The 20,508-nt window shown below is 48.0% G+C and carries 23 protein-coding genes; 18 read left to right on the plus strand and 5 right to left on the minus strand.

The genetic code is table 11. From position 1 onward, the window contains the following. The first annotated feature begins 170 nt into the window (after positions 1-170). From cheR to EO763_RS08505, 7 genes are all read left to right on the plus strand, one after another. Entirely contained in the window at positions 171-1,043 is an 873-nt protein-coding gene (gene cheR / locus EO763_RS08475) for a protein-glutamate O-methyltransferase CheR (RefSeq protein WP_014915918.1), read from the plus strand. Continuing rightward, positions 1,043-2,095: a protein-glutamate methylesterase/protein-glutamine glutaminase gene (locus EO763_RS08480; RefSeq protein WP_044205858.1), complete on the plus strand. Its 1,053-nt coding sequence runs from the start codon at positions 1,043-1,045 to the stop codon at positions 2,093-2,095. Before cheR ends, EO763_RS08480 begins: the two co-directional genes overlap by 1 nt. 38 nt (positions 2,096-2,133) lie before the next feature. Next, a complete protein-coding gene (cheY, locus tag EO763_RS08485) occupies positions 2,134-2,523 on the plus strand; it encodes a chemotaxis response regulator CheY (RefSeq protein ID WP_010301639.1) in 390 nt (129 codons plus the stop codon). A 9-nt stretch (positions 2,524-2,532) separates the two neighbouring features. Next, positions 2,533-3,177, plus strand: coding sequence for a protein phosphatase CheZ (gene cheZ / locus EO763_RS08490; protein ID WP_005970711.1), 645 nt, complete (start codon positions 2,533-2,535; stop codon positions 3,175-3,177). Between the two features lie 245 nt (positions 3,178-3,422). Beyond that, the gene (gene flhB / locus EO763_RS08495; RefSeq protein WP_161528682.1) at positions 3,423-4,574 is read left to right on the plus strand and encodes a flagellar biosynthesis protein FlhB; all 1,152 of its coding nucleotides are present in this window, start codon (positions 3,423-3,425) and stop codon (positions 4,572-4,574) included. Next, positions 4,567-6,651, plus strand: coding sequence for a flagellar biosynthesis protein FlhA (gene flhA, locus EO763_RS08500; protein WP_161528683.1), 2,085 nt, complete (start codon positions 4,567-4,569; stop codon positions 6,649-6,651). Before flhB ends, flhA begins: the two co-directional genes overlap by 8 nt. Then, positions 6,648-7,067: a flagellar protein FlhE gene (locus EO763_RS08505; RefSeq protein ID WP_044205866.1), complete on the plus strand. Its 420-nt coding sequence runs from the start codon at positions 6,648-6,650 to the stop codon at positions 7,065-7,067. The genes flhA and EO763_RS08505 overlap by 4 nt, the downstream gene beginning before the upstream one ends. A 73-nt stretch (positions 7,068-7,140) precedes the next feature. Here EO763_RS08505 and EO763_RS08510 read toward each other — a convergent pair whose 3' ends face one another. From EO763_RS08510 to flgA, 3 genes are all read right to left on the minus strand, one after another. Beyond that, the gene (locus tag EO763_RS08510) at positions 7,141-7,578 is read right to left on the minus strand and encodes a flagella synthesis protein FlgN (RefSeq protein ID WP_161528684.1); all 438 of its coding nucleotides are present in this window, start codon (positions 7,576-7,578) and stop codon (positions 7,141-7,143) included. 5 nt (positions 7,579-7,583) lie between these two features. Then, complete coding sequence (gene flgM / locus EO763_RS08515; protein WP_011093279.1) at positions 7,584-7,880, minus strand: flagellar biosynthesis anti-sigma factor FlgM; 297 nt, start codon at positions 7,878-7,880, stop codon at positions 7,584-7,586. Positions 7,881-8,021: 141 nt separating this feature from the next. Then, a complete protein-coding gene (gene flgA, locus EO763_RS08520) occupies positions 8,022-8,690 on the minus strand; it encodes a flagellar basal body P-ring formation chaperone FlgA (protein WP_161528685.1) in 669 nt (222 codons plus the stop codon). A gap of 166 nt (positions 8,691-8,856) precedes the next feature. Here flgA and flgB point away from each other — a divergent pair, with 166 nt between their 5' ends. The 11 genes from flgB to flgL all read left to right on the plus strand — a co-directional run bounded on the left by flgB (position 8,857) and on the right by flgL (position 19,072). Continuing rightward, positions 8,857-9,273 carry a flagellar basal body rod protein FlgB gene (gene flgB, locus EO763_RS08525; RefSeq protein WP_010279550.1) on the plus strand — a complete coding sequence of 139 codons (417 nt, stop codon included), beginning with the start codon at positions 8,857-8,859 and terminating at the stop codon, positions 9,271-9,273. A 28-nt stretch (positions 9,274-9,301) separates the two neighbouring features. After that, entirely contained in the window at positions 9,302-9,706 is a 405-nt protein-coding gene (flgC, locus tag EO763_RS08530; protein ID WP_015840801.1) for a flagellar basal body rod protein FlgC, read from the plus strand. Between the two features lie 15 nt (positions 9,707-9,721). Next, the gene (flgD, locus tag EO763_RS08535; RefSeq protein ID WP_010301652.1) at positions 9,722-10,396 is read left to right on the plus strand and encodes a flagellar hook assembly protein FlgD; all 675 of its coding nucleotides are present in this window, start codon (positions 9,722-9,724) and stop codon (positions 10,394-10,396) included. 74 nt (positions 10,397-10,470) lie between these two features. After that, positions 10,471-11,697 (plus strand): flagellar hook protein FlgE, encoded by a 1,227-nt coding sequence (flgE, locus tag EO763_RS08540; protein ID WP_161528686.1) that lies wholly within the window; start codon positions 10,471-10,473, stop codon positions 11,695-11,697. Positions 11,698-11,718: 21 nt separating this feature from the next. Beyond that, positions 11,719-12,474: a flagellar basal body rod protein FlgF gene (locus tag EO763_RS08545; RefSeq protein ID WP_103158370.1), complete on the plus strand. Its 756-nt coding sequence runs from the start codon at positions 11,719-11,721 to the stop codon at positions 12,472-12,474. Between the two features lie 27 nt (positions 12,475-12,501). Further along, positions 12,502-13,284, plus strand: a complete 783-nt coding sequence (gene flgG / locus EO763_RS08550) for a flagellar basal-body rod protein FlgG (RefSeq protein ID WP_011093286.1) — start codon at positions 12,502-12,504, stop codon at positions 13,282-13,284. A 180-nt stretch (positions 13,285-13,464) separates the two neighbouring features. Beyond that, the gene (locus tag EO763_RS08555) at positions 13,465-14,178 is read left to right on the plus strand and encodes a flagellar basal body L-ring protein FlgH (protein ID WP_010301661.1); all 714 of its coding nucleotides are present in this window, start codon (positions 13,465-13,467) and stop codon (positions 14,176-14,178) included. A 16-nt stretch (positions 14,179-14,194) separates the two neighbouring features. Beyond that, positions 14,195-15,304, plus strand: coding sequence for a flagellar basal body P-ring protein FlgI (locus EO763_RS08560; RefSeq protein ID WP_044205879.1), 1,110 nt, complete (start codon positions 14,195-14,197; stop codon positions 15,302-15,304). Continuing rightward, positions 15,304-16,266 (plus strand): flagellar assembly peptidoglycan hydrolase FlgJ, encoded by a 963-nt coding sequence (gene flgJ / locus EO763_RS08565; protein ID WP_039538138.1) that lies wholly within the window; start codon positions 15,304-15,306, stop codon positions 16,264-16,266. The genes EO763_RS08560 and flgJ overlap by 1 nt, the downstream gene beginning before the upstream one ends. A gap of 126 nt (positions 16,267-16,392) precedes the next feature. Then, the gene (gene flgK, locus EO763_RS08570) at positions 16,393-18,087 is read left to right on the plus strand and encodes a flagellar hook-associated protein FlgK (protein WP_161528687.1); all 1,695 of its coding nucleotides are present in this window, start codon (positions 16,393-16,395) and stop codon (positions 18,085-18,087) included. 31 nt (positions 18,088-18,118) lie between these two features. Then, entirely contained in the window at positions 18,119-19,072 is a 954-nt protein-coding gene (gene flgL, locus EO763_RS08575) for a flagellar hook-associated protein FlgL (RefSeq protein WP_044205889.1), read from the plus strand. 367 nt (positions 19,073-19,439) lie between these two features. Here flgL and fliR read toward each other — a convergent pair whose 3' ends face one another. Both fliR and fliQ read right to left on the minus strand, forming a co-directional pair. After that, the gene (gene fliR, locus EO763_RS08580) at positions 19,440-20,225 is read right to left on the minus strand and encodes a flagellar biosynthetic protein FliR (protein ID WP_044205891.1); all 786 of its coding nucleotides are present in this window, start codon (positions 20,223-20,225) and stop codon (positions 19,440-19,442) included. A 2-nt stretch (positions 20,226-20,227) separates the two neighbouring features. Beyond that, the gene (gene fliQ / locus EO763_RS08585) at positions 20,228-20,497 is read right to left on the minus strand and encodes a flagellar biosynthesis protein FliQ (protein ID WP_010279609.1); all 270 of its coding nucleotides are present in this window, start codon (positions 20,495-20,497) and stop codon (positions 20,228-20,230) included. Positions 20,498-20,508 lie beyond the last annotated feature (11 nt).

The raw sequence follows: 20,508 nt of genomic DNA on the forward strand, positions 1-20,508 counted from the left end.
CTGACCGGTTCAGTTTGCAGAACTTGTGGGGTGTCTTACCAATACAGTGTCAGTTTTAATCGTAATGCGATGAGTAATTGACGAATGACAATAAAAACCTGCGTTAGCTGTAAAGGAAAGTTCAGATTGAAAAAAAACCATAGCAAAAAACACTATTCGAGCGGTTTGATATGAAAAGTACACCGTCACAAAATCGCCCTGAATCTGCCTCTATTCTAACGCAGATGGTTGACAGATTGCCGTTGTCGGACACCCATTTCCGGCGAATCAGCCAACTAATATATCAGCGTGCTGGCATTGTTCTGGCCGATCACAAACGTGAAATGGTTTATAACCGTTTGGTTAGACGTCTCCGTTTGCTTGGAATTAACGATTTCGGTCAGTACTTAGCACTATTAGAGTCAGATCCTAACAGTGCAGAATGGCAAGCCTTTGTTAATGCGTTAACCACTAACCTGACTGCGTTTTTCCGTGAAGCCCACCATTTTCCCATATTGGCTGAACATGCCAGGAAACGTCCCAATGGCTATACTATCTGGAGTACTGCTGCCTCCACAGGGGAAGAGCCTTATTCGCTGGCGATGACGCTTGCAGAGGTCTTAGGTAATAAAGCGAGCGGATGTCAGGTATGGGCCAGTGATATTGATACTCAGGTATTAGAAAAAGCAACGGCTGGCATCTATCGTCAGGAAGAGTTGCGCTCTCTTTCTCCACAGCAACTACAGCGGTTTTTTTTACGCGGTACCGGGCCACATAGTGGTTTGGTTCGTGTTCGCCCTGAGCTTGCGTCAATGGTGCATTTCCAACAACTAAATCTGCTCGCACCTGATTGGTCTGTTCCCGCGCCATTTGATGCTATTTTTTGTCGTAATGTAATGATTTATTTCGATAAAGAAACTCAAGAGCGTATTCTCCGTCGATTCGTCCCGATGCTTAAACCGGGAGGATTGTTATTTGCCGGGCATTCAGAGAATTTCAGCCAGATCAGTCGCGAGTTCTATTTGCGTGGGCAAACTGTATATGGGCTGGCTAAGGAAAGATAATGAGCAAGATAAGAGTATTATGTGTTGATGATTCTGCCTTGATGCGTCAGATCATGACTGAAATAATTAATAGCCATTCTGATATGGAAGTTGTCGCGACTGCGCCAGATCCACTAGTTGCTCGTGATTTGATTAAGAAATTCAACCCTCAGGTATTAACACTGGATGTTGAAATGCCTCGCATGGATGGATTGGATTTTCTTGAAAAGCTTATGCGCTTGCGCCCGATGCCTGTTGTCATGGTGTCGTCCCTGACGGGAAAAGGCTCAGAGATTACGCTTCGCGCGCTGGAGCTTGGTGCGATTGATTTTGTCACCAAACCGCAGTTAGGTATCCGTGAGGGAATGCTGGCATACAGCGAACTGATTGCGGAAAAAATTCGTATGGCAGCGAAAGCGCGCCTGCCGCAACGTAGTGCTGGGGCAGAGCCGACAAGAATTATTCAGCATATGCCATTGCTCAGTAGTGAGAAATTGATCGCGATTGGCGCGTCAACGGGGGGAACGGAAGCAATACGGCATGTATTACAGCCCCTACCGCCGACAAGCCCTGCATTACTGATTACCCAGCATATGCCACCAGGCTTTACGAAGTCTTTCGCCGAGCGTTTGAACAAGCTATGCCAGATTACGGTGAAAGAAGCAGAAGATGGGGAACGTGTTCTTCCTGGTCATGCCTACATTGCTCCAGGTGCACGCCATCTTGAACTGGCACGTAGTGGGGCAAACTATCAAGTGCGTTTAAATGATGGACCACCCGTCAATCGGCATCGTCCATCAGTCGATGTACTATTCCGTTCGGTTGCGCAATACGCAGGGCGAAATGCCGTAGGGGTAATCCTTACTGGAATGGGGAATGATGGGGCCGCTGGCATGTTGGAACTCCATCAGGCTGGTGCTTATACTTTGGCCCAAAATGAAGCAAGTTGTGTGGTTTTCGGGATGCCACGTGAAGCGATTGCGATGGGTGGCGTCGATGAAGTGGTGGATTTGCACCAGGTGAGCCAGCGTATGTTGGCACAAATCTCTGCCGGACAGGCATTACGTATATAAGCAGCTCTCGGTGAGCAATAAATATTTTAGGAGTAGGTATGGCCGATAAAGAACTCAGATTTCTGGTAGTGGATGATTTTTCGACGATGCGCCGAATTGTCCGTAACCTGCTGAAGGAACTGGGCTTTAATAACGTAGAAGAGGCAGAGGATGGCGCAGATGCACTGAACAAGCTTCGCTCCGGTGCTTTTGATTTCGTCATTTCTGACTGGAATATGCCCAACATGGATGGACTGGAGCTATTGCAGACTATTCGTGCTGACGGCGCGCTTTCAAGCCTTCCTGTGCTGATGGTAACGGCAGAAGCGAAGAAAGAGAACATTATCGCTGCAGCACAAGCGGGTGCTAGTGGCTATGTAGTTAAACCATTTACTGCAGCTACCCTTGAAGAAAAACTGAGTAAGATTTTCGAAAAACTGGGTATGTAAGGGGATCTTATGACGCCACATATGCCGTCCGTGAACGACACAGCTTCAGCAACCGAGATCATTTCGCGCATCGGCCAATTGACTCGTATGCTGCGCGACAGTTTGAAAGAGCTGGGTCTGGATAATGCGATAGCAGAAGCCGCAGAGGCTATTCCTGATGCCCGCGATCGTCTTGACTATGTTGTCCAGATGACTGCGCAAGCGGCAGAGCGTGCTCTGAACTGCGTAGAAGCTGCGCAACCACGTCAGAACCAATTAGAAGCTGATGCCAAATCTCTGAAAGTTCGTTGGGATGAATGGTTTGAAAATCCTATTGAGCTGGCTGATGCGCGCGAATTAGTGACGGATACGCGTAGCTATCTTGAAGATGTACCACAGCATACCTCGTTTACCAATGCTCAACTGTTGGAAATTATGATGGCGCAGGATTTCCAGGATCTTACCGGTCAGGTAATCAAGCGTATGATGGATGTTGTTCAGGAGATTGAAAAACAACTGTTGATGGTGTTGCTGGAAAATATTCCAGAAAAACCAGATGCGCCTAAGCGTGCAAATGATGGTCTGCTTAATGGACCTCAGTTGGATAAAGGTGCAGCAGGTATTGTTGCCAATCAGGATCAGGTTGATGACCTTCTGGATAGCCTTGGGTTCTAATGAATCTTCCTTCAAGAAAGGAAGTCACTTCCTTTCTTGAAAAAGATGACGAACACCATCGCTCTGTTATTTATGGCCAGTGTTTATGGCCATAAATAGCTAAATTCGCTTTTCCCTTCCCCTTAATTCTTACTATGCGGTAAAGAAGCGTTGGTTTTTCTCGTTGTTCCAGCCATAAAACTTTCTCGTATTTGTCATGCTAGGCAGCAAATTCCTATCCCGAAAGTCGTAACAGGAACGCCATAGTGGCTGAAGATAGCGATCTAGAAAAAACAGAGGCCCCCACTCCCCAAAAGGAGGAGAAGGCGCGTGAAGAAGGGCAGATCCCACGATCGCGAGAGTTGACCTCTGTTCTGATGATGGTCGCAGGTCTGGCTATTTTGTGGATGGGGGGCGAGGCCATGGCTGGTCGGTTGGCCAGAATTGTCTCACAGTCGTTAAATTTTGATTACGCAACGATTGGTGATGACACCCAAATGCTACGACATGTTGGCTCATTACTGCGTCAGGCCGTATCGGTGCTGATACCAATTATGCTAGGTGCTGTGTTGGTTGCGCTGTCTGCGCCTTTACTGCTTGGTGGGATATTATTTAGTACAAAATCATTAAAGGTTGATTTCAAAAAATTAGATCCTATTTCTGGGCTGAAACGATTGTTTTCCGCCCAATCACTGGCTGAACTCTTCAAAGCAATATTGAAATCAGTCATGGTCGGGATCATTAGTACCTTGTTCTTGATTCATAACTGGCCGAAGATCTTACATCTGGTATCCGAAGCGCCGATTGCGGCGATGGGGGATGCGCTGGAACTGGCTGTGATGTGTGGTTTCCTTATCATTATGGGACTCATACCCATGGTTGCTTTTGATGTATTTTGGCAAGTGTGGAGCCACATCAAAAAGTTACGAATGAGCAAGCAGGAAATTCGTGATGAGCATAAACAGAACGAAGGCGACCCTCATGTTAAAGGCCGTATTCGTCAGCAGCAGAGAGCAATTGCTCAGCGCAGAATGATGGCTGATGTGCCTAAGGCTGATGTGATAGTCACTAACCCGACGCATTATGCGGTAGCATTACGTTATGATGAGAAAAAAATGAATGCGCCGAGAGTGTTGGCAAAAGGGGCTGGTGAGATCGCATTGCGTATTCGTGAGTTGGGGGCCGAACATCGTGTTCCTATTTTAGAAGCCCCACCGTTGGCGCGAGCGTTATTTCGTCATTCAGAGGTCGGGCAGCATATTCCGGCTGCGCTGTATGCCGCCGTTGCAGAAGTCTTAGCCTGGGTTTATCAACTGAAACGCTGGAAGCGGGAAGGTGGATTAATTCCTAGAAAACCGAAACATCTACCGGTGCCGGATGCACTGGATTTTGCTAAAGAGAATACTACTGATGGCTAATTTGGCCGCTTTGCTTCGTTTACCGAGTAATATGAAGGGTGCCCAATGGCAAATATTAGCCGGACCAATACTGATCCTGCTGATACTTTCCATGATGGTATTGCCGCTGCCGCCATTCATTCTGGATCTGCTATTTACCTTTAACATCGCGCTATCAATCATGGTATTACTGGTTGCGATGTTTACGCAGCGAACACTCGAGTTTGCTGCGTTCCCTACGATCCTTCTGTTTTCTACCTTACTGCGCTTGTCACTCAACGTTGCATCAACCCGTATTATTTTGCTTGAAGGGCACACGGGGACTGCAGCAGCAGGGAAGGTCGTTGAAGCATTTGGTCACTTTCTGGTAGGCGGAAATTTCGCCATTGGTATTGTGGTCTTTATCATTCTTGTCTTAATCAACTTCATGGTTATCACTAAAGGTGCCGGACGTATCGCTGAAGTCGGTGCCCGCTTTGTGCTGGATGGTATGCCAGGCAAACAGATGGCGATCGATGCCGATCTCAATGCTGGGATTATCGGTGAGGAAGAGGCGAAAAAGCGCCGTGCTGAAGTCACTCAGGAGTCAGATTTCTACGGCTCAATGGACGGCGCCAGTAAGTTCGTGCGCGGTGACGCTGTCGCGGGACTGATTATCATGGTCATCAACATTGTTGGTGGATTGATCGTCGGTGTTGTACAGCACAACATGCCGGTAGGGCAGGCAGCTGAAAGCTATACGTTGCTTACCATTGGTGATGGCTTGGTTGCCCAGATCCCTGCTCTGATTATCTCTACCGCCGCGGGTGTGATTGTTACTCGCGTGAGTACCGATCAGGACGTTGGCGAGCAGATGGTCACCCAGTTATTCAATAACCCACGAGTGATGGTGCTGAGTGCGGCGGTTATTGGACTTATTGGTCTGGTTCCTGGAATGCCCAACTTTGTCTTTCTGTTATTTACAGCCTCTTTGTTAGGGCTTGCCTGGTGGATGCGTGGAGAACAGCAGAAAGAGCCCGTGATGCAACCTATACCAGCATCAATGGAGAAACATCAGGTTATTGAAGCCAGCTGGTCTGACGTACAGCTTGAAGACCCGTTGGGTATGGAAGTTGGCTATCGATTGATCCCAATGGTTGACGCGCAGCAAGATGGCGAACTGCTGGGCAGGATTCGTAGTATCAGAAAGAAGTTTGCCCAGGAAATGGGATACCTACCGCCCGTGGTTCATATACGGGATAATTTGGAGCTTCAGCCTGCCAGCTACCGCATACTGATGAAAGGTGTTGAGGTGGGGAGCGGTGAGGCTCATCCTGGCCGTTGGATGGCGATCAATCCGGGCAATGCGGTTGGTTCTTTGTCTGGAGATATCACGCAGGATCCTGCGTTTGGGCTGCCAGCGGTCTGGATTGATAATGCCCTCAAAGATCAAGCTCAAGCTCAAGGGTTCACGGTCGTAGAGGCAAGTACCGTAGTCGCAACGCACCTGAACCACTTAATTGCATTGCATGCCAGTGAACTGTTTGGACGGCAGGAAGCTCAGCAACTGATGGATCGCGTTGCGCAGGAAATGCCAAAACTGACAGAAGATTTCATTCCGGGCGTAGTGACGTTAACGACCTTGCATAAGGTCTTGCAGAATTTGCTTAGCGAGAGGGTGTCGATTAGGGATATGCGTACCATCATGGAGACATTGGCTGAACATGCGCCGGTGCAGCCAGATCCTTATGAACTCACTACGGTGGTTAGAGTTGCTTTGGGACGTGCGATTACTCAGCAGTGGTTCCCAGGAGACAGTGAACTTCAGGTTATCGGTCTGGAAGGATCGTTGGAGCGTCTTCTGTTACAGGCGCTTCAAGGAGGAGGTGGCCTTGAGCCGGGACTTGCCGATCGTCTACTTGAACAGGCAAAACAGGCGCTACAGCGGCAGGAAATGTTGGGCGCTCCGCCGGTGTTGCTTGTGAACCATGCTTTACGCGCTCTACTTGCCCGATTCCTGCATCGTAGTTTGCCAAACATGGCCGTACTTTCTAATTTAGAAATCAGCGATCATCGCCAGATTCGCATGACATCAGTGATAGGGGAAGCTCAGAAATGAGGACGATGATGCGCGCTCTTGCAGCAGCCATGCTGGCACTCCCGTTCTGTGCCATCGCGACGCCAGGTAGTTGGAACGGAAGTATGCCAGGAATAAAACTTGATCATCGTGGCGAAATGGTTACGACGTCAGCTTTTGTTCCTAACATTGCTGTTAATCCAGATGAAACGATTACGACAATATATTGGCGGCACGTTATTGATTCAGCGATACCTGTGGGGCTTGTTGTGAAACTGTGTTCACAATCGCCACAGCGCTGTGTTGATTTAGACGGAAGTGGTGACGGGCAAACTCGAGCATTTGACGGATTAGCGGCGAATAATGAGTTTCGTTTTGTATACTATATTGAAGGGAATGGGCGTATTAATCATACGTTCAGCGTGCGTACGATCGATATTGCGGTAAACTACAAGTAGAATTTTTAAACAGTAAATTAAACAACTCACTGGTTTAAATGATCAAAAATCTCTGCTAGAAATGCAGAGACTTTTAGAATGTAATTTTTCTACCACCAACTGTCACGCCTTTTGACTGACCATCTGGACCATACAGTCCCTGACCATGGCGAGGCTTCAGTATATTGATGGCTTCATTTGTGTAAGCAATATGCCGGCTAAGCAGAAGACCATTGTGCTGATTCTGATCGTTCAAACGTCTGGTTAACTCTTGCACTTGCTGCCAGTAAGCCGACAGCTTTTCAATACCGTCATAAGGTGCTTGCAGCTTAAGAGTCGATTCAGTCTCATGGCGCCGTGTTTCCAAATGCTGCATTGTCGCCAGCAGAGAAGTTTTCCTCTCTGTCACCTGTTGCAGAGCAATGCTGTTAATGTGACCAGCGCAAAGCAGTGTCTGCTCTGCGGACATAACAACATCGAGCTCACGTAGGTTGCTCAGCAGTTGATTCAAAATCGATTGCAGATTTTCCATAAATATTAATTACCTGCTAAAAAATCCTGCGTCTCTTTAAGCAACGCATCTGCGATTTTTCCGGCATCAATTTTAAGTGAGCCATCACGAATTGCCTGCTTCAAGGTTTCAACGCGGTTCATGTCTATGTCCTGCGTACCCGGCTGCATCAATTTTGCCTGCGCGTCGCTCAGTTTTACCTGTGTTGCGCTAACTTCAGACTGAGCCTCAGCCTGTTTACGTTTGGTTTTAGCGACATCACCAGATTCGCGTTGCTGAACTTGACTGACCGGCTTCAGTGACTGGGTGCGATCAATACTCATAATACATCCCTCTAATTTGAGGATAAATGGTTAATCATCAATGTGTTACAAAATACACATCACATTGGTATTCAATTTTAAAACGTCGTCAGTAATGACTCTGTAACTATCATCGGCAAACGTGAGCAAATCTTTAATTAATTACTGTGAGATCAGAATAATCCCATCTTCGTTTGTGATTCCGCTGACTATTTGTCCATTTGCCGTTCTGACTCTGACCGCTTGTCCGGCTGCCGCGTTGTTCATGGCCTTTCCTTCGCCATTAATTGTGAAGCCTTCCCCTTGGGCGATAATTTGCACTGACTGACCTGCCTTTACGACCCAGGCGCGTCTGATCATGGAGGCGGTAATAACCTGGCCGGGTGTGAGATCGCGCAAAAGGACTGCGCCCTGTGCGCCTGGTAACGTGAGTATAGGGCGCAACGGTAATAAATCGAGCCTGCCTTTTGTCAAACGAATGTCTTTTTCCGTCAGCGTAGTTCCACGATTTATAAGCCGTGCACTGGTGACATAATTCCCTGTTACCTGAACTTCGGTTTGAATGAAGCGACGCTGTTGCCCGCAACGTATGGACAGGCTCACATTACCCCACATTTTCGTATTCCCGGGCAGCGTGATTTGGGGCGCTTCGCACTGTGGCCATTGCGATTCTGGCGATTTTACCACAACGTTTACGGTATTCGTGCTTCCCTGAAAGCGTGAGGCAAAAAATTGATTGATCTGTGCAGGAAGGTCGTTCGCATTGGCAGGGGCACAAAAGGTGAAAAAACAGGACGTCGCCAGATAGAGGTAATAATGTATTGTTTTCATTCCTGTTCGGCTCTCCTGATCCTGATTATATCGGGCATATAAGTGTAACGATGTCAGCGTGAGGTTAAGGCAATAAATAGCGCTGCATTTGGTGTCTATTCGTTCGATGGCATAGCCGCCATGAGAATTATCCTACTCACTCCAAATTCTAACTTGCGGAGGGAGCATGCTTGATAAATTAGACGCCTCGTTACGGTTTCAGCAGGAAGCGTTGAACTTGCGTGCCCAGCGGCAGGAAATCCTGGCCGCGAATATTGCCAATGCGGATACGCCAGGCTATCAGGCCAGAGATATCGATTTTGCCAGCCAGCTCAGTAAAACGATGGAGCAAGGGCGAGTGAACGGTACAGGTATCGCGCTGAAAACCACATCTGTACGGCATATACCGGCACAGAATTTTCAGCCGCCGGAACTTGATTTGCTCTATCGCGTACCCGATCAGCCTGCGTTGGATGGCAATACGGTCGATATGGACCGCGAACGCACTAATTTTGCCGATAATAGCCTGAAATATCAATCCAGCCTAACCGTTCTGGGTGGACAGATTAAAGGCATGATGTCGGTCCTGCAGTCAGGTTCATGATCGTAGCGCGATGGGAAGGTAAAGATTCATGTCGTTATTAAATATATTCGAAATTTCAGGCTCAGCGCTTTCTGCGCAATCCCAGCGTCTGAATGTGAGTGCAAGTAACCTGGCTAACGCAGACAGCGTGACGGGCCCTGATGGTGAACCTTATCGCGCCAAGCAGGTTGTATTTGAAGTGAATGCGGCTCCGGGGCAGTCAACGGGTGGCGTACGCGTTGCCAATGTTATTGAAGACCCATCGCCTGCTCGTCTGGTTTACGAACCGGGCAACCCGCTAGCTGATGGGCAGGGATACGTTCGCATGCCGAATGTTGACCCAGTGGCTGAGATGGTAAACACCATTTCTGCATCGCGCAGTTATCAGGCAAACGTCGAAGTCTTGAATACGACAAAATCGATGATGCTGAAGACGTTAACGATCGGGCAATAATCGGGAGACGAATAAATGTCTGTAACAATTAATGATACTTCCTCTGCGAATAGCGTCCAGAGTACTTCGTCGACAACGGCGATAGAGAAGAACAGCAGCGCTGACCTACAGAATCAGTTTCTGACACTTCTGGTTGCGCAGTTGAAGAATCAGGACCCGACGAATCCGATGAGCAACGATCAGTTGGTCAGCCAACTTGCTCAGCTTAATACGGTCAGCGGTATTGAAAAATTGAATACCACATTGGGTTCTATCTCTGGTCAGATCAATAACAACCAATCCATGCAGGCAACAACGCTGATTGGTCACAGTGTCATGATCCCTGGAAAAGACATTCTTGTTGGTAAAGAAACCAGCACTCCCTTTGGCGTGGAACTGGAAAAAGCCGCAGAGGTTGTTACCGTCACCGTTAATGATGCGACAGGTAAAGCTGTTCGTACGATCGAACTGGGGACGCTTTCTGCCGGCGTTCACTCATTCAACTGGGATAGTAAACTTTCTGATGGCACGGTTGCGCCGGATGGAGCTTATACCTTCACTGTCGCCGCCAGTACGGGCGGTGCGCAGCAGGTTGTTCAACCATTGAGTTATGCGGTTGTAAATAGTGTTATTCGCGCTGATGGCGGTGCATTACTGGATTTAGGACTACGCGGCAGAGCCACCATGGACGATGTCCGGCAGATTCTGTAACGGTGTAAATTTCATGTTATTCCAGTGAAATTCACTATCTGGAATATGACTTAATCAATTCTCTGGAGAGCGACATGGGTTTTTCTCAGGCGGTCAGTGGTTTAAATGCGGCATCTAATAACCTGGATGTGATCGGTAATAACATCGCTAACTCAGCGACAGTGGGTTTTAAATCCGGGACCGTCACATTCGCTGATATGTTTGCGGGTTCTAAAGTTGGTATGGGTGTGAAGGTTGCTTCGGTATTGCAGGATTTTGGTAACGGTACTGTGACTTCGTCCTCACGAGACCTGGATATTGCAATTAGCGGCGGTGGTTTTTACCGTCTGCAAGACACCAATGGTTCGACTTATTACAGCCGTAATGGTCAGTTTATGCTGAACGGTCGTAATATCGTCAACGCACAAGGTATGCAACTGACGGGTTACCCAGTCGCTGGTACGCCGCCAACGGTGCAAACGGGTGCCGATCCAGTACCGTTGACGGTTCCTGATGGGGACATGCTGGCGAGTGCAACGACAGTCGCATCAATTAAGGCTAACCTGAAATCTTCAGATGCCATTCCAACAAACTCCTGGGCTACAACGCCTGGCGCAGAAGGTACCTATAACAGTAAAACTGCACTAACAACCTATGACAGTCAGGGTAACGTGCATAATTTCACGCTGTATTTTGTTAAAACTGCGAATAACACATGGCAGACGTACGCCAAAGATGACTCAATCACCCCTGTAACTGCTGCCTTGTATCAAAATGCTGGGACATTGAATTTTGAGGCAAATGGTGCTTTAAGTTCTACCGGTACCAATGCACACACACCTTTTACTATCAATCTTGTAGGCACCAATGGTGCAGCAACGGGCACATTTACTCTCGATCTAACCGGTAGCGTGCAGCAAAATACCGAATATAGCTATAAGAGCCCAACTCAGAACGGTTTCGCTCCAGGCTCGCTGACCGGTTTTGCTATCAATGACGATGGCACGATCGAAGGCAGCTACAGTAACGGTCAGAAACAAGCGCTGGGGCAGATCCTGTTGGCTAGCTTTGCTAACCCAGAAGGTTTATCGCCTGAAGGGGATAACGCCTGGTCTGAAACGGCGAGTTCTGGTCAGGCAGTAGTTGGCCTGGCAGGTACTGGAAGTCTGGGTAAGCTGATCGGCAAATCTACCGAAAGTTCAAACGTTGACCTGAGTAAAGAACTGGTCAACATGATTGTTGCGCAGCGTAACTATCAGTCAAATGCGCAAACTATCAAAACGCAGGATTCCATTCTGCAAACGCTGGTTAGCCTGCGTTAATTATCCTAACGGGGACATTGCATGGATCACGCGATTTATACGGCAATGGGTGGCGCGAGCCAGTCATTGGAAAAGCAGGCAATTACTGCGAACAACTTGGCTAACGCCTCAACGCCGGGTTTCCGGGCACAGCTTTCTGCACTGCGTGCTGTACCGGTAAATGGGTTGACTCTGCCTACCCGAACGCTGGTTGTCGCTTCAACGCCTGGCGCTGATATGACTGAAGGCGTGATGAATTATACTGGCCGTGCAATGGATGTCGCTTTACCGAAAGAGAGTTGGCTGGCAGTGCAAACGGCTGATGGCGGTGAAGCGTACACCCGTAATGGTAATATGGAGATCAACGCTGATGGGCAGTTGACTATCCAGGGACGTGTTGTGATGGGCGACGGTGGACCGATTGACATTCCTCCGCAGGCTCAAATCAGCATTTCGCCTGATGGTACAATTTCTGCGCTTAATGCTGGGGATCCGCCGAATACGATAGCCCAGTTGGGGCGTTTGAAGCTTGTAAAGGCTACCGGACAAGAAGTTGAGCGGTCTGATGACGGATTATTCCGCTTGACGCAACAGGCTCAGCAACAACGTGGTAATGTTCTGCAAAACGATCCTACCGTGCGTATTATGCCGGGTGTGATCGAGGGCAGTAACGTGAACACGGTCGATACTATGGTCGATATGATTGCCAATGCTCGTCGCTTTGAAATGCAGATGAAAATCATTAGCAGCGTCGACGATAATGCACAACGCGCTAATCAGATATTAGCAATGGGTTAAGCGCCGAGTGCGCACAGGAGTGAATAAATGATCCGTTCTTTGTGGATTGCCAAAACCGGCTTGAATGCTCAGCAAACCAATATGGACGTTATTTCCAATAACTTGGCAAACGTCAGCACCAATGGTTTCAAGCGTCAGCGTGCGGTATTTGAAGACTTGATGTATCAAACCATTCGTCAGCCTGGTGCTCAGTCTTCAGAGCAAACTATGCTACCGTCCGGTTTGCAGCTAGGTACTGGGGTTCGTCCGGTATCAACAGAGCGTATTCATACTCAAGGGACGTTTTCCGAGACCGGTAATTCAAAAGACGTTGCCATTAAAGGCCAAGGGTTCTTTCAGGTACAGTTGCCTGATGGTACCACGGCTTACACGCGTGACGGCGCCTTCCAGCTTGACGGTAACGGCCAGTTAGTGACGTCCAGTGGTTATCAGGTTCAGCCAGCCATTACCGTCCCAGCGAATGCGACGGAACTGAATATCGGTCGTGACGGTATTGTCAGCGTTAAAGTGCAGGGGCAGGCGGCAACAAACCAGATTGGCCAGTTGACTCTGACGACCTTTATTAACGATAGCGGTCTTGAGAGCATGGGGGAAAACCTGTATCTGGAAACCGCGAGCTCTGGCGCGCCGAATGAAACGAACCCAGGTTTGAATGGTGCGGGTCTGCTCTATCAGAAATATGTCGAAACCTCCAATGTCAATGTGGCTGAAGAGTTGGTTTCGATGATCCAGACTCAGCGTGCCTATGAAATCAACAGTAAAGCAATTTCTTCTTCTGACCAAATGTTGCAGAAATTGACCCAACTGTAATGAGTAACCCGCTAATTTCAGGAGCGAGAGCGGGTGCTCTGGTGGCCTGATAGTAGCAATATAGACAGTGTTTAACGGGGTAATGATGACCATAAGCACCAGATGAGTGGGCAAGTATGGTTTTGATTTACCCCGTGAATATGTGAAATAGATTAATTTAAGGCGATATCCGCAGTGATAATGAATGCAAAGTCGGTTATCAAACCACTCCGCCGACACCGTCTGTTGGCATTGATCGCGATGCTAGCACTTAACGGTTGCGCCTATATTCCGCATGATAAAGTTGTCACTGGGCCTACGACTGCTCAGCCTGGATCGCCCGTATTAGCGGGCCCTAATGGCTCTATTTTCCAAACTGTACAGCCGATGAATTATGGCTACCAGCCGATGTTTGAGGATCGTCGCCCACGTAATATTGGCGATACCTTGACGATCGTGTTGCAGGAAAATGTTAGCGCCAGTAAAAGCTCATCAGCCAATGCTGCTCGTAATGGTGCGTCAACGTTCGGTGTAACGACGGTACCGCGTTATCTTGAAGGGCCGTTGGGTAATAATCGTGCGTCGCTGAATGCGACGGGAACGAATGACTTCACGGGGCAGGGTGGTGCGAATGCGAACAACACCTTCAGTGGTACGATTACGGTCACCGTGGGTCAAGTGCTGGCTAATGGCAACCTGCAGGTCGTTGGCGAAAAACAAATTGCAATTAATCAGGGAACAGAGTTTATCCGTTTCTCTGGGGTAGTAAATCCGAGAACCATTAGTGGTAACAACTCGGTGCCATCAACCCAGGTTGCGGATGCGCGCATTGAATATGTCGGTAATGGCTATATTAACGAAGCGCAAAACATGGGCTGGTTACAGCGGTTCTTCCTCAATGTTTCTCCGTTCTAAGCTTAAGAGGCCTGTCATGCGGATTGCATCATTTTTCACTGTACTGCTGACGTTACTGACGCTGAATATTGCCCCTGCGTCGGCAGAGAGAATTCGCGATCTGGTGAATATCCAGGGCGTACGAGGTAATGCGTTAATTGGTTACGGTTTAGTGGTTGGTCTGGATGGCTCGGGTGACCAGACCATGCAGACACCGTTTACCACGCAAAGCTTAACTAACATGCTTTCCCAGTTGGGGATTACCGTTCCTGCTGGAACCAACATGCAGTTGAAGAATGTGGCGGCGGTGATGGTAACGGCGGAACTTCCGCCTTTTGGCAGAACAGGCCAAAATATTGATGTCGTTGTGTCATCACTTGGTAATGCGAAGAGCTTGCGCGGCGGGACGCTGTTAATGACCCCATTAAAAGGGGTGGATAATCAGGTATATGCCTTGGCGCAGGGGAACGTTTTGGTTGGTGGTGCTGGTGCCTCCGCTGGCGGAAGTAGTGTTCAGGTTAACCAACTTGCCGGCGGACGAATCAGCAACGGTGCAGTTATTGAACGAGAGTTACCGAGTACGTTTGGCACGTCAAATACGATAATGCTGCAACTGAAGAATGACGACTTCTCGATGGCGCAGAAAGTCAGCGACGCAATCAATCGCTCTGGATACGGTGGCACAGCGACTCCGCTGGATTCTCGTACCATTCAGGTACTTGCTCCGCATGGCAACAGTTCTCAGGTTCGCTTTTTAGCTGATGTCCAGAATATTGAAGTCAACGTCGGTATTCAGGATGCCAAGGTGGTTATTAATTCTCGTACTGGCTCTGTTGTGATGAACCGCGATGTCACGCTGGATAGCTGCGCTATTGCTCAGGGCAATCTCTCTGTGACGATCAATCAGCAAGCCAACGTCAGCCAACCTAATACCCCATTTGGCGGTGGTCAGACGGTGGTTACGCCGCAAACCGAGATCTCGGTTCAGCAAGCGGGTGGTGCTTTACAGCGTGTCAATTCTAGCGCCAACCTCAACAATGTCGTGCGTGCACTGAACTCTTTGGGGGCGACGCCAATGGAGCTGATGTCTATTCTGCAGGCGATGCAAAGTGCTGGCTGCTTGCGTGCCAAACTGGAAATTATCTGATGAGTGATATGCAGACGCTGAATAACGCGGCCTATGATGCGCAGTCCCTGAATACGCTGAAGCGTGAAGTTTCAGGCAATCCTCAAAGCAAAGAGGGCATCAGGGCGGTTGCGCAACAAATGGAAGGCGTGTTTGTACAATTGATGATGAAAAGCATGCGTTCTGCGATTCCCCAGGATGGGCTTTTCAACAGCGATCAGACGCGTCTGTATACCTCAATGTATGACCAGCAAATTGCTCAAGAGATCTCGACTAAGGGCAAGGGGCTTGGGCTCGCGGATGTTATGGTTGAGCAATTGACCCGACAATCGCCAGATGCTACGGCGGCCAAAGCCGCTGTTCCATCTGTTCCATTAACCTTCGATGGTGATGTGCTTAAAAGCATGCCAACTGCGGCCGTGGAACAGATGGTACGTAAAGCGCTGCCCAAATTGCCCACTACGGGTTCAGCGTTGCCACTATCCAATAGTAATTTTGTGTCTCAGATTTCCTTACCTGCTCAGATTGCCAGCCAACATAGCGGTATACCTCACCACCTTATCATCGCCCAGGCTGCGCTTGAATCTGGCTGGGGGCAGCGTGAAATCCCTACCGAAGACGGGCGTCCAAGTCATAATCTGTTCGGTATCAAAGCAGGCAGTAGCTGGAATGGGCCGACAACAGAGATAACGACGACAGAGTATGAGCAAGGCGTGGCCAAAAAGGTAAAAGCCAGCTTCAGAGTGTACGATTCCTACATCGAGGCTATTGGTGACTATGTGAAATTGTTGACCAATAACCCACGTTATTCTGCTGTGATGAGCGCCGGAACGGCTGAGCAAGCGGCTCATGCGTTACAAAAGGCGGGTTATGCAACGGACCCACAATATGCCCAGAAGCTGGTTAGCATGATCCAGCAAATGAAGAGTTCTGGTGAGAAAGTGGCGAAAGCCTACACTCACGATTTGAGTCGGCTATTTTAATTTTTTTATTCAAGATTTGCGCTTCCTGACCGATAAAGTAATTAACTTATGTAGCGTATTTGCTGCTTTCAGCATTTGGTTAATCGCGCAGGGCAAGAAGAACCTGTGTAAAAGGAACAACACCCTATGTCCAATTTAATTAACACCGCGATGAGTGGCTTAAAAGGTGCACAGGTTGCGCTGAGTACAGTGAGTAACAACATTAGTAATCAGGCTGTTACTGGCTATAGTCGGCAGAATGCGATACTTGAGCAGGCTATTAGCAGCAGCACATCGGCTGGGTATATTGGTAACGGTGTCAATGTTGTTAGCATTAATCGCCAGTACAATGAATTCATCACCAATCAGCTGCGTGCTGCACAAACGACAAGCAGCTCGGTTTCTGCTTACTACGAGCAAATCTCCAAGATCGATAATCTGCTAGCTAGCAGCACAACGAGCCTTTCATCAACGATTCAGGGGTTCTTTTCTAACCTGCAAAACCTCACCAGTAACGCAGGTGATTCGTCGACTCGCCAAACCGTACTGGGCAAGGCTGAAGGGCTGGTAAACCAATTCAAGGTCACGGATAAATACCTGCGTGACATGGACAGTGGGCTGAATACACAGATTCAAAGTACTGTTGGCCAAATTAATACGTATACCGACCAGATTGCATCGTTAAACAACGAAATCACGAAACTAATGGGCGCAAATAGCGGCACGATGCCTAACGATTTGCTTGATCAGCGAGATCTTCTTGTCGATCAACTTAATAAATTGGTAGGCGTTGACGTTACCGTTCAGGATGGAATCGTCTATAACGTAGCATTGAAAAATGGTACCAACCTGGTTCAGGCTGGAACAAGCAATGAGCTGGTAGCCATCGGTTCAAGCAATGATCCAACGCGCCTGACTATTGGATATAAAGACCAAACAAACGATGTTGTCTCATTAAATGAGAGTACGTTAACGGGTGGTTCATTAGGCGGCTTACTTTCTTTCCGTACTGAAACGCTAGATGAAGCGCGTGGCCAGTTAGGGCAGTTAGCGCTGGCATTTGCCGATGCGTTCAATATCCAGCATCAGCAAGGTTACGATCGTAATGGTGTTAAAGGCGGCGATTTCTTCTCTTTTGGTAAGGCTGTTGTTCTGAACGACAGCAAGAACGGGGGTAACGCGGTGTTAACTCCGTCTTACACCGATACCAAAGATGTGCAGGCAACTAATTATGCGATTAAATACGATGGCGCTAATTGGCAGGTAACTCGTTTGTCTGATAATTCAAAATTCACGGCGGCGGTGGATACCTCTGATAATAGCCTGAACTTTGATGGCGTCAAAATGGCTATCACAGGGACGCCGGTAACGAATGACAGCTTCCTGCTTAAGCCCGTTAATGACGTGATTATCGATATGTCAGTAGCTGTTTCCGATCCTAATAAAATTGCAGCGGCATCCGTTAAGCTTGATGAAAATGGTGCGCCAGTCTTGGATGGAAGCGGCAATCCCGTGTTTGGCGGCGTGAGTGATAATACGAATGCTAAGGCTCTACTTGCCCTACAAAATGAGAAAATTGTAGGTGGAAAGGCCAGCGTATCTGGGGCATACGCCAGTCTGGTTGGTTCGATTGGTAACCAAACCAGCACGCTGAAGATAAATAATACATCGCAGCAAAACGTTGTTAAGCAACTGACTGCAGAACAACAGTCCGTATCCGGTGTGAACTTGGATGAAGAATACGGCGATTTGATGCGTTATCAGCAATACTACATGGCAAATGCTCAGGTCATCAAAACAGCACAATCTATATTTGATGCACTTTTAGCGGCCCGTGGTTAGTTTGACCATTTAAGAAAGAGGAATTGATACCATGCGCTTAAGTACTAGCATGATGTACCAGCAAAATATGCAAGGCATTATTAATGGTCAGGCCACGTGGCAAAAAACGGGTGAGCAGCTGTCAAGCGGTAAGCGCGTTGTAAATCCATCAGATGATCCAATCGCGGCGGCCAGTGCGATTATGCTTGGTCAGGCGCAGTCGGAGAATGGGCAGTACACGCTGGCTCGTACCTTTGCCAAACAAAGTATGTCTCTGGAAGAATCTATTCTGGGTAAAAGTACTAATACCATTAGCAGCGCATTGACCGAAGTAATCAAAGGTGGCGGTGTTCTGAGTGATGATGACCGGAAATCGGTCGCGACCGCTCTTCGCGGTATGAAAGCTGAATTGCTGAATATGGCTAACAGTACCGATGGTAATGGTAACTATATTTTTTCTGGCTATGAAACGGATAAGCTACCCTTTGTTGAAGGTGCCGCTGGTATTGAATATAAGGGTGGATATCAGGCCATTTCACAGCGTGTCGATGCAGCCCGGGATATGACGGTTAGCCATGTTGGCTCTACGGTTTTCAATGGTGTGACGGGTGATGCTAAAAAAGAGCCGGATGGTAGTATTCAGTCAGACTTATTTGAAACACTAGACATTGCAATTAAAGCGCTTGAAACCCCGCTCGAGGGTGCTAATGATACAACAAAAGCCAGTGTTGCAGCGGCATTAGAAACTGCAAACCGTGGTTTGAACAATTCATTTAATAATATTTCAGCCGTTCGTGCAGAGCTGGGTATCCAGCTCAATGAGATTGATAATCTCGATGCAGTGGGTAAAGACCGTGATGTAGCTAATAAGACAGCGCTGTCGCAATTACAAGATACTGACTGGTATGAGGCGATCTCATCCTACATCATGCAGCAGTCTTCTCTGCAGGCATCTTATACGGCTTTCCAGAACATGCAAGGAATGTCGTTATTCCAGATGAGATAGTAGTAATAGACGATATTTTTCTATTCTACTTTACGATTTGAATACGCTTAAACCGGGCGTATTTTTTAGGCGTGTCACTCCCTTCATTATATTGAATGGATGACATGCCATTTTTTATTCCCCCATTATCCTCAATTCTCTCCGGCATTCTCTTTTATATAACCCCTATTTTTTAGTGCATAGATTGTTTCAGGGCATCGATGTCTGGTGCAATCCCCACGTGCGATTTAGCAAAATAGCAGCGTCGTATAGCCATATTCCATAGGATGAGCTGCGATACCAAACCGTAAGGATCTTAAATGGCGAATAAGTATGTGCGCACGGTATCCGTATTGGTCTCACTTCGGCTACCACATTATGTAGGGAGCTAAGAACTTGATAGCTGAGTGAGAATGTCAGCCAGTAAATCGAATACTTCGCTGAATAAATGCTCTGCGAAGGGAGGGAGTAATGGAAGCAATAAACCTAACGTCATGATTCCCACCGTGAGGGTAATCGGGAAGCCAACGACAAATATCGAGAGTTGAGGTGCCATGCGGTTAAGCATGCCTAATGCCAAGTTGATGGTCAGCAATAGAGTTATGATTGGCAGCGCCAGCATCAATCCGTTAATAAAAATTAGTCCACCGGCACGAGCAAGAGCGAGAAAAGCATGGCTGTTAATAGGATTGGTACTGATGGGCAGAGTATAGAAACTATCTGCTAATAACGAAATCATCCAGAGGTGCCCATCAAAGGTTAAGAACAGTAGGATTGCGAGAATATTCAGGAAACGGGCGATTACCTGCATATTCGGGCCGCCAGTGGGATCAAAGAAGGTCGCAAAAGCGAGCCCCATTTGTAAGCCAATGAGTTCACCAGCATGGCGAATAGCGGCAAATGCTAACTGCATTGATAGGCCTAGCGTAACGCCGATGAGAATTTGCTGTATTAACAGCCATACACCTGCGACGGAAAAAATAGGCGTGGTGTTTAATGGCAGATAGGGTGCAACGAGCAGGGTAATCAGTACACCCAGACCGATTTTTACCCGATTGCCAATCGCTCTTTCGTTAAAGACCGGTGCGGTGCTGATCAGTGCAAGAATTCTGACAAAAGGCCAGAAAAACTGGCTGACCCAATTCACCATGTCCCAACTGTTAAATGTCAGCATGCTTACCCAATAATATTAGGTAACTGGCCGAATAGCGTACGCATATAGTCCAGCATGAGGTTTAACATCCAGGGCCCAGCGATCACTAAGGTGAAGAAGACAGTTAGGATTTTAGGGATAAACGACAGTGTCATTTCGTTTATCTGAGTGGCAGCCTGCAAGAGACTAATAAGTAACCCGCTGAGTAGGGCTGCCATCAATGGAGGTGCCGCCAACGCCAATGCTACTTTCATTGCCTCATAGCCAAGCGCCATCACCGATTCTGGTGTCATAGTCGCATTCC

Origin of the sequence: Pectobacterium odoriferum (assembly GCF_009931295.1) — a bacterium.
Lineage (GTDB): Bacteria > Pseudomonadota > Gammaproteobacteria > Enterobacterales > Enterobacteriaceae > Pectobacterium > Pectobacterium odoriferum.

Bases quoted from the DNA above. Each gene is read 5' to 3' on its own strand.
- cheR (WP_014915918.1), top strand. From the start codon at position 171: ATGAAAAGTACACCGTCACAAAATCGCCCTGAATCTGCCTCTATTCTA.
- EO763_RS08480 (WP_044205858.1), top strand. From the start codon at position 1,043: ATGAGCAAGATAAGAGTATTATGTGTTGATGATTCTGCCTTGATGCGT.
- cheY (WP_010301639.1), top strand. From the start codon at position 2,134: ATGGCCGATAAAGAACTCAGATTTCTGGTAGTGGATGATTTTTCGACG.
- cheZ (WP_005970711.1), top strand. From the start codon at position 2,533: ATGACGCCACATATGCCGTCCGTGAACGACACAGCTTCAGCAACCGAG.
- flhA (WP_161528683.1), top strand. From the start codon at position 4,567: ATGGCTAATTTGGCCGCTTTGCTTCGTTTACCGAGTAATATGAAGGGT.
- EO763_RS08505 (WP_044205866.1), top strand. From the start codon at position 6,648: ATGAGGACGATGATGCGCGCTCTTGCAGCAGCCATGCTGGCACTCCCG.
- EO763_RS08510 (WP_161528684.1), bottom strand. From the start codon at position 7,578: ATGGAAAATCTGCAATCGATTTTGAATCAACTGCTGAGCAACCTACGT.
- flgM (WP_011093279.1), bottom strand. From the start codon at position 7,880: ATGAGTATTGATCGCACCCAGTCACTGAAGCCGGTCAGTCAAGTTCAG.
- flgA (WP_161528685.1), bottom strand. From the start codon at position 8,690: ATGAAAACAATACATTATTACCTCTATCTGGCGACGTCCTGTTTTTTC.
- flgB (WP_010279550.1), top strand. From the start codon at position 8,857: ATGCTTGATAAATTAGACGCCTCGTTACGGTTTCAGCAGGAAGCGTTG.
- flgC (WP_015840801.1), top strand. From the start codon at position 9,302: ATGTCGTTATTAAATATATTCGAAATTTCAGGCTCAGCGCTTTCTGCG.
- flgD (WP_010301652.1), top strand. From the start codon at position 9,722: ATGTCTGTAACAATTAATGATACTTCCTCTGCGAATAGCGTCCAGAGT.
- flgE (WP_161528686.1), top strand. From the start codon at position 10,471: ATGGGTTTTTCTCAGGCGGTCAGTGGTTTAAATGCGGCATCTAATAAC.
- EO763_RS08545 (WP_103158370.1), top strand. From the start codon at position 11,719: ATGGATCACGCGATTTATACGGCAATGGGTGGCGCGAGCCAGTCATTG.
- flgG (WP_011093286.1), top strand. From the start codon at position 12,502: ATGATCCGTTCTTTGTGGATTGCCAAAACCGGCTTGAATGCTCAGCAA.
- EO763_RS08555 (WP_010301661.1), top strand. From the start codon at position 13,465: ATGAATGCAAAGTCGGTTATCAAACCACTCCGCCGACACCGTCTGTTG.
- EO763_RS08560 (WP_044205879.1), top strand. From the start codon at position 14,195: ATGCGGATTGCATCATTTTTCACTGTACTGCTGACGTTACTGACGCTG.
- flgJ (WP_039538138.1), top strand. From the start codon at position 15,304: ATGAGTGATATGCAGACGCTGAATAACGCGGCCTATGATGCGCAGTCC.
- flgK (WP_161528687.1), top strand. From the start codon at position 16,393: ATGTCCAATTTAATTAACACCGCGATGAGTGGCTTAAAAGGTGCACAG.
- flgL (WP_044205889.1), top strand. From the start codon at position 18,119: ATGCGCTTAAGTACTAGCATGATGTACCAGCAAAATATGCAAGGCATT.
- fliR (WP_044205891.1), bottom strand. From the start codon at position 20,225: ATGCTGACATTTAACAGTTGGGACATGGTGAATTGGGTCAGCCAGTTT.
- fliQ (WP_010279609.1), bottom strand. From the start codon at position 20,497: ATGACACCAGAATCGGTGATGGCGCTTGGCTATGAGGCAATGAAAGTA.